The sequence below is a fragment of the Parviterribacter multiflagellatus genome, from assembly GCF_056863265.1.
Map to the genome: position 1 here is coordinate 186,286 of NZ_JBXPIZ010000008.1, position 13,116 is coordinate 199,401.

Annotated in this window: 12 protein-coding genes and 1 tRNA gene; 7 read left to right on the top strand and 6 right to left on the bottom strand. The window is 76.0% G+C overall.

Annotated features, from left to right (window positions below):
* The first annotated feature begins 84 nt into the window (after positions 1-84).
* The gene (locus AC1UE5_RS18155; protein WP_482926090.1) at positions 85-813 is read left to right on the top strand and encodes a sigma-70 family RNA polymerase sigma factor; all 729 of its coding nucleotides are present in this window, start codon (positions 85-87) and stop codon (positions 811-813) included.
* Here AC1UE5_RS18155 and AC1UE5_RS18160 read toward each other — a convergent pair.
* Positions 810-3,569, bottom strand: a complete 2,760-nt coding sequence (locus AC1UE5_RS18160) for a helix-turn-helix transcriptional regulator (protein ID WP_482926092.1) — start codon at positions 3,567-3,569, stop codon at positions 810-812. The genes AC1UE5_RS18155 and AC1UE5_RS18160 overlap by 4 nt on opposite strands.
* A gap of 148 nt (positions 3,570-3,717) precedes the next feature.
* Between AC1UE5_RS18160 and AC1UE5_RS18165 the strand changes: the two genes are divergently transcribed.
* The 3 genes from AC1UE5_RS18165 to AC1UE5_RS18175 are packed head-to-tail and all read left to right on the top strand — an operon-like array spanning position 3,718 to position 6,194.
* The gene (locus AC1UE5_RS18165) at positions 3,718-4,494 is read left to right on the top strand and encodes an SDR family oxidoreductase (RefSeq protein ID WP_482926094.1); all 777 of its coding nucleotides are present in this window, start codon (positions 3,718-3,720) and stop codon (positions 4,492-4,494) included.
* Between the two features lie 18 nt (positions 4,495-4,512).
* Positions 4,513-5,226: an alpha/beta fold hydrolase gene (locus AC1UE5_RS18170; protein WP_482926096.1), complete on the top strand. Its 714-nt coding sequence runs from the start codon at positions 4,513-4,515 to the stop codon at positions 5,224-5,226.
* Complete coding sequence (locus AC1UE5_RS18175; RefSeq protein WP_482926098.1) at positions 5,223-6,194, top strand: alpha/beta hydrolase; 972 nt, start codon at positions 5,223-5,225, stop codon at positions 6,192-6,194. Before AC1UE5_RS18170 ends, AC1UE5_RS18175 begins: the two co-directional genes overlap by 4 nt.
* A gap of 88 nt (positions 6,195-6,282) precedes the next feature.
* On the opposite strand, the gene AC1UE5_RS18180 is transcribed toward AC1UE5_RS18175, so the two are convergent.
* Complete coding sequence (locus AC1UE5_RS18180) at positions 6,283-7,656, bottom strand: peroxidase family protein (RefSeq protein ID WP_482926100.1); 1,374 nt, start codon at positions 7,654-7,656, stop codon at positions 6,283-6,285.
* A gap of 91 nt (positions 7,657-7,747) precedes the next feature.
* Here AC1UE5_RS18180 and AC1UE5_RS18185 point away from each other — a divergent pair, with 91 nt between their 5' ends.
* The 3 genes from AC1UE5_RS18185 to AC1UE5_RS18195 are packed head-to-tail and all read left to right on the top strand — an operon-like array spanning position 7,748 to position 9,489.
* On the top strand, positions 7,748-8,833 hold the full coding sequence (locus tag AC1UE5_RS18185) for a low temperature requirement protein A (protein ID WP_482926102.1): 1,086 nt from the start codon (positions 7,748-7,750) through the stop codon (positions 8,831-8,833).
* Positions 8,834-8,867: 34 nt separating this feature from the next.
* Positions 8,868-9,278, top strand: a complete 411-nt coding sequence (locus tag AC1UE5_RS18190) for a hypothetical protein (RefSeq protein ID WP_482926104.1) — start codon at positions 8,868-8,870, stop codon at positions 9,276-9,278.
* On the top strand, positions 9,271-9,489 hold the full coding sequence (locus AC1UE5_RS18195) for a hypothetical protein (protein WP_482926106.1): 219 nt from the start codon (positions 9,271-9,273) through the stop codon (positions 9,487-9,489). The genes AC1UE5_RS18190 and AC1UE5_RS18195 overlap by 8 nt, the downstream gene beginning before the upstream one ends.
* Here AC1UE5_RS18195 and AC1UE5_RS18200 read toward each other — a convergent pair.
* From AC1UE5_RS18200 to AC1UE5_RS18215, 4 genes are all read right to left on the bottom strand, one after another.
* Complete coding sequence (locus AC1UE5_RS18200; RefSeq protein WP_482926108.1) at positions 9,483-10,133, bottom strand: class I SAM-dependent methyltransferase; 651 nt, start codon at positions 10,131-10,133, stop codon at positions 9,483-9,485. The genes AC1UE5_RS18195 and AC1UE5_RS18200 overlap by 7 nt on opposite strands.
* Positions 10,130-10,717 (bottom strand): TetR/AcrR family transcriptional regulator, encoded by a 588-nt coding sequence (locus AC1UE5_RS18205; RefSeq protein ID WP_482926110.1) that lies wholly within the window; start codon positions 10,715-10,717, stop codon positions 10,130-10,132. Before AC1UE5_RS18205 ends, AC1UE5_RS18200 begins: the two co-directional genes overlap by 4 nt.
* A gap of 101 nt (positions 10,718-10,818) precedes the next feature.
* A tRNA-Gly gene (locus tag AC1UE5_RS18210) sits at positions 10,819-10,892 on the bottom strand.
* Between the two features lie 57 nt (positions 10,893-10,949).
* Positions 10,950-13,079 carry a phosphoinositide-specific phospholipase C-related protein gene (locus AC1UE5_RS18215; protein WP_482926112.1) on the bottom strand — a complete coding sequence of 710 codons (2,130 nt, stop codon included), beginning with the start codon at positions 13,077-13,079 and terminating at the stop codon, positions 10,950-10,952.
* Between the last annotated feature and the right edge of the window lie 37 nt (positions 13,080-13,116).

The window sequence follows — 13,116 nt, forward strand, 5'->3', positions numbered from 1 at the left end:
GCCGGGCACCCGGGCCAGGGACTAGGGACCGGACGCGGGACATGCCCGGAGGTCAGCCGGGGCCAGAAGGCGGACGCTCGCGGCATGCAGACGCTCGAGCTCCCCAGCCCACCGCCGGTGTCCGACGCGGACACCGCCTCGTTCCAGACCGTGCGGCCCCGGCTGTTCGGGATCGCGTACCGCGTCCTGGGCAGCGCGACCGACGCCGACGACGTCGTCCAGGACGCGTGGATCCGCTGGCAGCGGGCCGACCGCAGCCAGGTCCGCGACGCCCCGGCCTTCCTCGCCACGACGACGACCCGGCTGGCGATCAACGCCGGGCAGACCGCCTACCGCCGGCACGAGACGGCGATCGCGCCCGAGGTCGCGCACACCCTGGACGCCGGCGACGCGACCGACCCGGTGGCGCGCGCCGAGCGCGCCGACGCGGTGCGCCGGGCGCTGCGGACGGTGCAGGAGCACCTCGGCCCGGTCGAGCGCGCGGTCTTCCTGCTGCGCGAGGCGCTCGAGTACCCGTTCCGCCAGATCGCGCAGGTGCTCGACCTCACCGAGGTCAACGCCCGCCAGATCTTCCGCCGCGCGCGCCGCCGGCTGGAGGCGCAGCTCGGCGCCGGTGGTGACCGGGACGAGGTGGAGCCCGAGCCGCTCGAGCTCGACCCGTTGAGCCCGGTCGACGTTCCCGCCGAGGGCGTCAGCGACGAGCCGCTGGAGCTCGATCCGCTGAGCCCGGTGCAACCGCTGACGCCGCTCGCTCCGCTGGACCCGTTCGCCCCGCCGAGCCCGTACGAGGAGCGCCTGCCGCTTGCTGCCTAGCCGGCGTCCGGCAGCGCCCGCGCGAGCTCCTTGCGCGACGCGATGCCGAGCTTGGCGAAGACCTTGCGCAGGTGGTACTCGGCGGTGCGCGGGCTGATGAACAGCTGCGCGCCGATCTCGGGGTTCGTCTTCCCCTGGGCCGCAAGGCGGGCGACCTGCGCCTCCTGCGGGGTGAGCGCATCGGCGTCGTCGGCGCCGCGCCGGCGGGCGGTCTCCCCGGTCGCCTGCAGCTCCCCGCGCGTCCGCTCCGCGAACGCCTCCGCCCCCATCCCCGCGAAGGTCTCGTAGGCGGCGCGCAGCTGCTCGCGCGCGTCGATGCGGCGCCCCTCGCGGCGCAGCCACTCGCCGTAGCGCAGCCGCGCACGCGCGACGTGGACCGTGCCGCAGGACTGCTCGAGGTGCGCGATCGACTCCCGGTAGAGGCGCTCGGCCTCCTCCCCCTCGCTGACCAGCGCGTGGGCGCCCGCCTCGGTGCCTCGCGCCCACGCGGTGCCTGCCGCGCGCGTGCGGGTGCGCAGCCGGCGCAGCGCCTCTGCGGCCAGCTCGGGCCGGCCGCAGCGCATCGCGGCCTCGACCAGCTCGCCCTGGGCCTGCGCGTACGTGCCGACGTCGTCGTGCTCGCATGCGCGCTGGGCCGCCGCGAGCGCATCGGCGTACCGGCCGGAGGCGTTGTGGAAGATCGCGGTCACCCAGTCCAGGCCGCCGACCGCCATGCCCTCGCCTCGCTCGACCGTCCCCGGGCGCGAGCCCTCGAAGAGCGCACGCGCCTCGCCGTCGTGCCCGCGCCACGCGGCGAGGATGACCGCGCCGTACCAGGCCGGCGCCGTCCCGGTCGCGGCGGTGATCGCCTTGCCCTCGTCGAGCAGCTCGGCCGCGGCGCCGAACCGGCCCGCGTGGACGTGGAGCGCGGCGCGGTAGGTCGCGGCGAGCGGCAGGCGCGCGATCGCCCCGGCCTCGCGCACCTCGCGCAGCCCCTTCGTCGCCAGCACGTGCCAGAGCAGGTCGTCCCACAGGTCGGTCGCCAGGCGGACGCCCAGCCACAGCCAGCGGGTGTTGTCGGGGTCGCCGGGCTCCCCGGCCGCGAGCGCGTCGAGCGCCTTGCGCAGGCGCGGGACCGCCTCGGTGTAGCCGCCGGCGAAGCGCGCCGTCAGCGCGTCGAGCAGCAGGTCGCTCACCCGCGCGGGCGCGGGCGCGGGCGGTGCGAGGCGCGCGGCCTCGGCGATCTCGCGCACGCTCGGACCGCTGCCGAGGCGCCCGGCGAACATCCCGGCGACGAGCGCCTCCAGGTACGTCTCGCGCGCGGCCGCGGCGTCGAGCCCCTCCAGCCGGCGGGCGGCGTCGAGCAGCAGGCGGGGCGAGTCCTTGCCGCGGTAGCGGGCGAAGACGACCTGCGCCCGCATCCGCTCCTGCCGCGCCCGCTGCAGCTCGTCGAGCGGGCCCAGCTCGGCGGTGGCGAGCAGCTCCAGCGCGGCGTCGGGCGCGGCGACGTCGAGCTTGGCCTGGGCCGCCGCCAGCGCCCGCGCGCCGCGCCGCTCCAGCTCCGGGGTCAGCTCGGTCGCACGCTCCAGGAAGGCGGCCGCCGCCGCGAGCCCGCCCCGCGCCTGCGCACGCCCGGCCGAGCGCTCCAGCTCCGCGGCGACGTCCTCGTCGGGGCCGACCGTCGCCTGCGCCCGGTGCCACGCGCGCCGGTCGGGGTCGGTGGCGGGGTCGGTCGCCTCCGCGAGCGCGCGGTGCACGGCACGCAGCGCGTCCGGGCCCGACGCGCGGTAGGCGGCCGAGCGCATCAGCGGGTGGAGGAACCGCACGCCCGGCCCCTGCGCGATCAGCCCGGCGGCCTGGGCGGGCAGCGCGGCGTCGGGGCCGAGGCCGAGCACGTCGCCGGCGCGCATGAGCAGCGCGAGGTCCCCGACCGGCTCGGCCGCCGCCATCGCCAGCAGCCGCCGCGTCGCCTCCGGCAACGCCTCGATGCGGCGCACGAAGCTCGCCTCCATCCGGCTGGCGAGCGGCATCACGTCGGGCAGCCCGAACCCGCCGCCCAGCTCCGCCGGCGACAGGCCGCGCGGCAGCTCGAGCAGCGCCAGCGGGTTGCCGCGCGCCTCGGCGACGATGCGGTCGCGCACCTGCGCGTCGAGCCGCCCGCGGATCGCGGAGTCCAGCAGCGCGCGGGCGTCGTCCTCGTCCAGCCCCTCGACGACCAGCTCCGGAAGGCCGGCCACCGGCAGCTCGTCGGCGGGCTCGCGCGCGGCGAAGACGAGGCCGACCGACTCGGCGAACAGCCGCCGCGCGACGAACGCGAGCGTCAGCGCGGTCGCGTCGTCCTGCCACTGCGCGTCGTCGACGATGCAGACGAGCGGGCGCTCCTCCGCGGCCTCGGAGAGGAGGCTGAGCACCGCGAGCCCGACGCGGAAGCGGTCCGGCGCGGGGCCCGCGGTCAGCCCGAGCGCCGTGCTGAGCGCCTCGCGCTGCGGGGCCGGTAGTCGCTCGACGCGGTCGAGCACCGGCAGGCAGAGCTGGTGCAAGCCGGCGTAGGCCAGCTCCATCTCGGACTCGATGCCGGCGGCACGCAGGACCCGGCAGCCGGTCGCGTCAGCACGGTCCGCGAGGTGGTCGAGCAGCCTCGTCTTGCCGACGCCCGCCTCGCCGCGGACGAGGAGCGTCCGGCTCTCCCCCGCCCGCACCCCGGCCAGCAGCGCGTCGAGTGCCTCGCACTCCCTGCGCCGTCCACGCAGGCCGGGACCGGGAGCGCCGTCGACCATGTGAGGGCCAGCCTAGAACCGCCTTCACGGCGGGACAAGCTTGCGCCGCTTCGCACGTGTCACGCCCGCGGGGCCCTGCCCGGTCTTCGCTCGCAGAGAGGTCGTCCGCACCACCGCGCGGACGACAGACACGACAGAAGGAGCAGGCATGAAGATCGTGGTCATCGGGGGCGCCGGGCTCATCGGCTCGAAGCTCGTGGCCAAGCTGAGCGAGCACGGGCACGACGTCGTCGCGGCCGGCCTGGGCGGCGACGTCGATGCGGTCGTCAACGCGCTCACCGGCGAGGGCCTGGACGAGGCGCTCAGCGGCGCGCAGGTCGTCGTCGACGTCACCAACTCGCCGTCGTTCGAGGAGGAGGCCGCCACCGAGTTCTTCACCACCACCAGCCGCAACATCCGCGCCGCCGAGGAGGCCGCCGGCGTCGGCCACCACGTCGCGCTGTCGGTCGTCGGCACCGAGGAGCTCGCGCAGACCGAGGGCGGCGGCTACTTCCGCGCGAAACTCGCGCAGGAGCGGCTGATCGCCGCGAGCCCGATCCCCTACTCGATCGTCCACGCGACGCAGTTCTTCGAGTTCCTCAAGACGATCGCCGACGTCGGCACCGTCGACGGTACGGTCCGCCTCGCGCCCGTGCTGATGCAGCCGATGGCCGCCGACGACGTCGCCGCGGGCGTCGGCCGCGTCGCCGCCGGCGAGCCGATCGACGGCATCGTCGAGATCGGCGGCCCCGAGCCGTTCCGGCTCGACGAGATCGTCCGCCGCCGCCTGGAGGCCGAGGGCGACGAGCGCGAGGTCGTCGCCGACCCGGCCGCCGGCTACTTCGGCATGCAGGTCACCGAGCGCGTCCTCGTCCCCGGCCCGGACGCGCGTCTCGGCGCGATCCGGTTCGAGGACTGGATCAGCGTCCCCGCCAACGCCGCGTAACCCCGAGGAGCCATCCGCATGCAGCCCACCATCGTCCTCGTCCACGGCGCGTTCGCCGACTCCTCCAGCTGGAACGGGGTCGCGCGTTCGCTGCTCGCCGCCGGCCACCGGGTCGTCGCGGCGGCCAACCCGCTGCGCGGACTCGCGTCCGACGCCGCTGCCGTCAGCGACGTGGTCCGCGCGATCGACGGGCCGGTCGTGCTCGTCGGCCACTCGTACGGCGGTATGGTCGCCACGAACGTCGCGGCGGACGCCGGCGACCTCGTGTCGATCGTCTACGTCGGGGCGTTCGCGCCCGAGCCCGGGGAGAGCGCCCTGTCGCTGGCGGAGATGTTCCCGGGCTCGACGCTCGGTGCGGCGCTCCTGCCGATCCCGCGCACCGACGGCACGACCGACCTCGTCATCGACCCCGAGAAGTTCCACGGGCAGTTCGCCGCGGACGTCCCGGCGGAGACGACGGCGCTGATGGCCGTCGCGCAGCGGCCGGTCACGCAGGAGGCGCTCAGCGAGGCGTCCGGGCCCGACCCGCTGTGGCGCCACGCCCCGTCGTTCTTCGTGTTCGGCGAGGAGGACCGCAACATCCCGGCCGAGCTGGAGCACCACATGGCGCGGCGCGCGGGCGCGCACCGCACGGTGGAGATCCCGGGCGCGTCGCACGCGCTGGCGGTCTCGCACCCGGAGGCGATCGCCCACCTCGTCCGCGAGGCGGCGTCGATGAAGGCGGCGGCATGACCCACACGCTCACCCACCAGCCGGTCGTGCTGGAGCCCGCCGCGCAGGCGTTCGCCGAGGCGGCCGCGACGCCGCCGTTCGTCTACGAGCTGACGCCCAAGCAGGCACGGAAGGTGCTCGACGACGTGCAGTCGGCGCCGGTCGGCAAGCCGCACGTGGAGAGCCAGTGGCTCCGCGTCCCGGCGGCGGTCGGCGACGTCGACGTCCGGATCGTGCGCCCGCCCCACGCGGACGGGATCACGCTGCCGGTGATCCTCTACATGCACGGCGGCGGGTGGGTGCTCGGCAACTCGGGCACCCACGACCGGCTCGTGCGGGAGCTGGCGGTCGGGACGGGCGCCGCGGTCGTGTTCGTCGAGTACGACCGCTCCCCCGAAGCGCGCTACCCGATCGCGATCGAGCAGGGCTACGCGGCCGCGCAGTGGGTCGTGGCCGAGGGCCGGTTCCACCACCTCGACGCGGACCGGATGGCGGTCGCGGGCGACTCGGTCGGCGGGTGCATGACCGCGGCGCTCGCGCTGATGGCCAAGGAGCGCGGCGACGTGCGGTTCGTCCACCAGTCGATGTACTACCCGGTCACCGACGCGGCGATGGACAGCGGCTCGTACGAGCAGTTCGCCGAGGGCTACCACCTCAGCGCGAAGGCGATGGCGTGGTTCTGGGACCAGTACCTGCCCGACGTCGAGCGGCGCACCGAGCCGTACGCGTCGCCGCTTCGGGCCAGCGACGAGCAGCTCGCGGGGCTGCCGCCGGCGTACCTGTGCGTCGACGAGGCGGACGTCCTGCGCGACGAGGGAGAGGCGTACGCGGCCCGGCTGCGGGCGGCGGGGGTCGACGTGACCACCGTCCGCTACGACGGGACGCTGCACGACTTCATGATGCTCGCCCCGCTCGCCGGCACCCACGCCACGCGGGCCGCGGTCGCCCAGGCGATCGCCGTCCTGCGCGGCGCGCTGCGGAGCGCCTGACCGCGCCGTCCCCGCCGCGTTCCGCCGGGGCCCCGACGCCGCGCCGCGCCCCGCCCCCGGCGCGGCGCGGCGCGGCGTTCGTGCGTCCTCAGGCCTCGCTCGGCGGGACGAGGATGTCGGAGAGGGAGAACGCCGCACCGCGGGACGGGAGCGTCGGCGCCCACTGCGGGTCGACCGCGCGGTACGAGCCGGGGTCCGCATCGACGATCCCCACGAGCACCTCGCCGACGATGCGGCCGCCGACCGGCCCGAGGCGATCGCCGTCGTGCAGGACCTCCGCCTCCTTGAGGACGTACAGCCACAGCGGCGTCTCGTCCGTCCAGCCCGTGGCCGCGAGGCCGGCCTGCTCGGCGGTGAGGGCGGGCACGCCGAGGCGGCGCGCGACGGCCTCCCCCGACGGCAGCCCGACCGCCTGGCCGCGCTGCAGGTCGCGGTTGGCCAGCGACGCGTAGTCGGTGCCCGGCGCCGCGCCGGAGACCTGCGTGGGGAGTGCGATCAGCGCCGCGGGCAGGCGCCCGTCGATGCGCTTGGCGCGCTGCGCCGGCGGGTGGCCGGGGACGTCGATCAGCAGCGTCCAGTCGACGGCGTGCTCGGGCGGGACGGGGCCGAACCCCATGAGGTCGGGGAGCAGCGGGACCGGGCCGAGCTGCGCGTTGACCTGGTACCGCGGGCGGATCTGCGCGTGGCCGTAGCGGTAGGCGGCGTCGGCGAACTCGAACGGGATGTAGGGCTCGTGGCCGTCGCCCAGGCGATAGAGCCGCGGGCCGGCGGCGAGCAGCTCGTCCGTCAGCTCGCGGCCGATCAGGCCGGGCAGCAGCTCGCGCAGGATCACGTGCTGGTAGTGCCAGGTCGCGGCGCGCCGGGCCTGCTCGAACAGCTCCTCCTCGGCGGTGCCGTCCTCGCGCAGCCGGTCGACGAGCCGGTTGTGCAGGGCGATGAACGCGACGACCATCTGGTTCGTGAAGAGGTGGACGTCGTTGCGCGGGTCGCCGATCAGCGCGATGCCCTCCTGGTTGCGCGGGACGTCGCAGCCGTCCGGCGCGAGCAGGAGCTTGGCCGGGTCGTCCCGGCGGTACAGGTAGGGCGAGCCGACCGGACCGGCGCCGTACAGGCCCTCGAGGTCGGCGCGAGGCGCGCGGTGGTTGCGGATCTGGCCGGGCTCGGCGCGGCTGCGCAGCGGCGAGCGGTCGGCGGTGATGTCGTGCGCGACGAACTGCGCGAAGAGCGGCCAGACCGCCGCCACCTGGGCGTCCGGGTCGGCCTGGAGGAGGTCGTCGTCGCCCAGGTCGCACGGGCCGCCGGGACGGCCGAGCGCGTGGAGCGCGCGTTCGTCGACGTCGAGCGGCGGCAGGTCGCCGAACAGCGGGCGGTAGCGACCGCCGAACAGCGGCGCGTCGACGCGCTCCGGCGCCAGGCAGTGGTCGCGGGCGGTGTGCGGGAGGTGCTGCACGTGCTGGCTCATCGCCAGCGCTGACCGGACGGCACCCGCGGTTCGTGACAGCTTCCTGCGCCGGCGTGTCACGAACGCGGCCGGCCGCCCGGTCTTCGCTGGCGTGGAGATCGGACACGACACCAACCCGGTGCGGCACCTGCGCCCGCGCGGCCTCGGGACGGGGCAGCCCGTCACGACCTTCGAGCTGTTCTTCGACCTCGTCTACGTCTTCGCGGTCACCCAGCTCTCGCACGTCGTCCTCGACGACCTCACGCTGGCCGGCGTCGCGCGGGCCGCGTTCCTGCTGCTGATCGTGTGGTGGGCGTGGATCTACACGACGTGGATGGCGAACTGGTTCGACCCGGCGTCGCCGCGCGTGCGGGTCGTCCTGGCCGGCGTGATGCTCGCCAGCCTCGTGATGGCCGCCGCGCTGCCGGAGGCGCTGCGCGAGCACGGCCTTGTGTTCGCGGCCGCGTACGTGGTCGCGCAGGTCGGCCGCAACGTGGCGGCGGCGCTGCTCCTCCCCCGGACCGCGGCGCTGCGCGACGTGTTCGAGCGGCTGGTCGTATGGAGCGTGGCGTCGGGCGCGCTGTGGCTGGCGGGCGCGACGCTCGACGGCGACCAGCGGCTGCTGCTGTGGGCGCCAGCGCTGGCGATCGAGCTGCTCGCGCCGGTGGCCGGGTACTGGCTGCCGGGCCGCGGCCGCGGGATGACGGAGAGCTGGGACATCGAGGGCGCGCACTTCGCCGAGCGCTGCCAGCTGTTCATCATCATCGCGCTCGGGGAGACGATCGTCGTCACAGGCGCGTCGGCGTCCGCGGCCGGGCTGGACGCCGAGGTGCTGCTGTCGCTGGCCGGCGCGTTCGCGGTGACCGCGGCGCTGTGGGCGATCTACTTCGGCGGGCCGGCCGAGCAGGCGCGGCTGACGATGAGCACGTGCGAGAACCCCGGCCGGCTGGCGCGCGACGCGTACACGTACGGGCACCTCCCGATCATCGCCGGGATCATCGCGACGGCGGTCGCCGCGGATCTCCTGATCGCGCATCCGGAGGAGCTGCTGCACGGCGTCGGGCTCGCGACGGCGGTCGGCGGGCCGGCGCTGTTCGTGCTCGGCGTGCACGTGTTCCACCGCCGGATCACGACGCCCGAGCCGCCCGCGCGGCACCTGCCCGGGGAGACTGGGCACCCGACGCGGCAGGCACCCTGATGTCACCGGGGCGCGGGCGCGGGAGGTTGGTGGCATGAGCACTCCCAAGCAGGTCCCACCCTCCGAGGCGCGCCACGCCTACGCGCCGCCGACCCCGACCGAGGAGCTCGAGCACGCCGCGGTCGCGGTGGAGCTCGGCGCCGGGGCCGCGCTCCGCACCGTCGAGATCGCCGCCGCCGTGCTGCTCGGGCTGCTGCTCTGCCCGCCGCTCTTCATCCTCGTGGTGATCGTGGCGCTGCCGCTCGTCCTGGTCGTCGCCATCGGGGCGATCGTCGGTGCGGTGCTGCTCGCGCCGATCCTCCTGATCCGTCATCTGCGCGGGCACCACGACCCGCACGTGGCCGAGTACCGGGCGCGGGTGCGGCACGCGGCGCACGCGCTCGTCGAGCTGCTCCCGCACCGCGTCCACCGCGGCGCGAAGGCCGGGGGCCACCGCCATGCCTGAGCTCCACGTCATCGTCGCGAGCCCCGAGGAGGCCGTCGACGGCATCGCCGAGTTCTGGAGCGACGGCCGGATGGTCGCCGAGACGGTCATCCACGAGGAGGCGCTGCACCTGCGCATCGACCCGCGCGCGGACCGTGCGCCGGTGATGCTGGAGGTGCGGAGCCTGCTGCGCGGCCTCGAGGAGGCCCAGCGGAAGCTCGCGTCCTACTGACGGCGCGCTCGGAGCAGCTCGAGCGTCCCGGCCGCCGTCCGCAGCCGCTGCCGCCGCGTGGTGTCCGCGAAGCCCGCGGCGGCGATGGTGGCGGGCAGGCGGCCGGCGCGGTGGTCGCTGGTGCCGGCGCGGCCGTCCACGAGCTGGAGCGCGGTGAACGCGAGGTGCATCGCGGGGTCCTGCGGGCGGCCCCAGTCGGCGACGTGGAGGGTGCCGCCGGGTTCGAGGACGCGGTGGGCCTCGGCGAGCGCGGCGTGCTTGGCGGGTGGTGGCAGGTGGTGGAGGAGCAGGGACATCACGACGACGCCCGCGCTCTGATCGGGGAGCGGGAGCGCGTCGGCCATGCCCGCGCGCCAGTCGACGGCGTCCGCGCCGGGCTTGCGGGCGGCGATCGCGCGCGCTTGGTCGTCGGGATCGACGGCGATGACCGTCGCACCCCGTTTCGCCACCGCGATCGCCAGCGTGCCGGTCCCCGACCCGACCTCGACGACCGTGCCGCCGGCGCCGGCGTCAGCGACGATCGCGTCGACCATCGCGGGGCGCCAGCGGGGCTCGCGCATGGTGAGCGCCATGATCGCGTCGTACGCGCGGGTGAGCGGGACGCGGCCGGTGGCGGGCAGGTAGGCGCGGTCGCCGTCGCTCACGCGGCCGCCTTCGCGGGGGTCGCGAGGATGCCGTGGAGCACCGGATCGAGCGTCGCCGCGCGGGCGCGGTCGGGGCGCCAGCCGTGGCCGGTGCGCAGGTGGATGTAGGTCCAGCCGACCATGTTGAACAGCACGGTCGCGGTCTCGCTCGGGTCGTCCACCCGCAGGGTCCCGTCCGCTTGGCCGTCGCGCAGCAGGCGCTCCAGCGGCTCGGTGAACGTCGTGCGCGTGAGTGCCTCCTCGTCGGCGGTGTGGAAGATCCCGTCCGCCTGCGCGCGGACCGCGACCAGCAGCGCGAGGTGCTCCTCGGCGACCCGGCACAGCGCGTCGAGCGCGGCTGCGAGCCGCTCCGCCCCGGTCCCCTCGCCGGTCAGCGCCGGCCACATCGCCTGCCGGTACCCCTCCGTCGCCCGCGCCACGAGCTCCGCCAGCAGCCCGTCCTTCGTCACCCCGCGCCGGTGCAGCGTCACTCGCGAAACCCCCGCCTCAGCGGCGATCCGCTCCACCGTCGCCCCCGCGTACCCGTACCGCGCCAACGTGCGCTCGGCGGCCTCCAGCAGTTCCGTGTGCTCGACCGGCGACACGTGCGGCAGCGTAACGCTGCCGTCTCACACGTGCAACATGCATGTTGCACCGCGGACACGCGAGAACGCGAAAGGCCCGCCGGAGCGGGCCTTTCGTGAGGAGCGGATGATGGGACTCGAACCCACGACCTTCTGCATGGCAAGCAGACGCTCTAGCCAACTGAGCTACATCCGCGAGGTCGGACGGGGAGTATAGCCACGCCGCCGCCGAGGGTCGTGCGCGTCGTGACGATCAGCCGGAGGGCACGCCGTTGAGCCGGTCGACGACCCGCATGACGTCGCCGACCCCCGCGAAGTCGACCGCGACGATGCCCGGGCGCAGGCCGTCGCGGGCGGTGGCGCAGCGGTCGATCCGCCCCAGGAGGAAGTCGGCGGCGTTGACGATGCGGGCGTTGGAGGGGCGGGGCGCGGGTGGCGTGTCGACCCAGTGGTTGAGGAGGAGCATCGGGTCTGCGGCGCGGCCGCGGTTGAGGTCGCACGAGGCGGGCGCGGCAAGAGCGGCGGGGGTCGCGAACGCGAACGGCGTCTCCTGCGCGACCTCCGCGAACTGGGCGTGGAGCCAGGGCAGGCCGCCGGTCTGCTCCTCCGCCATCACGAGCAGGCGCCGGCCGGCGTCGACCATCTCCCGCAGCGTCGGGGACGTCGCGCTGACGCGGCCGGTCCACGCCTTCTCCAGCAGCCCCGCGTCGCGCATCACCGCCTCCATGTCGTGCGGCGTGACGCTGTCCTCCAGGCTGAGCACCGCGACCTCGCCGGGGTGGCGCACGAGGAAGTCGCGCACGTCGCGCAGCGCGTCCACCGCGAGGGTCGCGCCGACCTCGCAGTACGCGTGGCAGAGGTAGACCTGCTTGCCGGAGCGGTCGCCGCGGAACCCGATCCGCGTCCGCAGCCGCTCGGCCGTCGCGACGAACTCGCTCCCCAGCGGCTCCTCGATCTTCTCGCGGCTCTTCGTCCCCTCGTCCAGCAGCGTGAAGACGCCGCGCGACGTGGGGACGCCGTAGTGCGTGTCGATGAGGAGCGCGCGTACGCCGCGGTCGAGCTGCCGCGGGATCGTGAGGTCCTGCGCCGCGAAGAGCCACCCGTCGTCCGGCGCGGCGGCCATCGCGTTGTGCGTGCCGGCGAACGCGACCCGCGCGAGCGGCCGATCGCACAGCGCCGCGTGGCCGTTGCACGCGGTCACCGGCTCGGGGGGCGTGTCGCCGTCGGAGGTCGAGGAGGCGAGCGCCGCGCCGCCGGCCACCAGCGCGAGGAGCGCCGCGGCGAGCGCGCCGGTGCGCAGGAGCGCCTCCGGCGCGCGGCGACCGCCGGCCTCGTCGTCGGGCCGCGCGGCGGCGGGCCCGGCGGGGACCGCGAGCCGCAGGAGCTCGGCGACTCCCGCGTAGAGCAGCACGAGCCCGCCGGCGACGACCGCGGTGCGCAGCACGCTGAGCGGCGACAGCACGGCCCACACGCCGACCGCGGCGAACGCGAGCGCACGGAGCGCCCGGGCGGCGCGCCGCTCGGGGACCGTCGTGACGGCATCGGCGAGCCGGCGCAGGAGCGGGCCGACCGGTCGTGGGGAGACCAGCGCGGCCGCGGCGCCGCCCACGACGACGCCCGCGGCCAGCAGCGCGAGGCCCCACAGGCGCAGGTCGCCCGCGAACGCCGTCCACACCTCGGCCGCCGCGTCACGCAGGTCGTCGGGCGCCTGCGCGCGCACGACCGCCTCCCCCACGCGCTCCAGCGCGATCGCCGCCACGCCCACGGCGCCGACCGCCACCGCGACCCGCACGAGCGCCTGGCGGCGGTCGCGCGCGAGCAGCACCGCGGCGCCGAGCAGGAGGACCGCGAGCGGGAGCGCCACCAGCCGCAGCGTCCGCACGTCGTCGGCCGCCTGCAGCAGGTCAGCGACGGTCGCGTCGTCGAGCCCGCCGCTGAAGTCGACGAGCCCGACCCGCACGCTGTCGGGCAGCTTCGCGGCGAGGTCGGAGTCGACCGCCTCCAGCGCGTCCGCGACGAGCACCAGCGCGTCGGCGACGACGAGCGAGACCGTCCCGCTGTCGCGCTCGAAGACCGACCGGTGCAGGTCCTCCGCCGCGCTGCGCACGAGCGCGCGGAACGGCCGGCTCCCCACGACCGCGGTCGCGGCGCCGTCGATCAACGGCCGCGCGGCGACGAGGTCCGGCTCGGCGGCGATGACCGCGTCGGTGACGCGCTCCCCCACCGCTTCCCGCACGCTCGGCTCGTCGAGTGCCCGCGCCGTCGCGTCCGCGAACCCGCGCGACGAGATCACCGCCCGGTCCGCCGTGAGCGCGACGACCCCGAGCAGCAGGACGACCGCGCCGAGCGCGCCGAGCAGGATCGCCAACGCGCGCCGGGGCACGCGGCGCAGTCTGACGTCTCAGGCGCCCCGCCGCGAG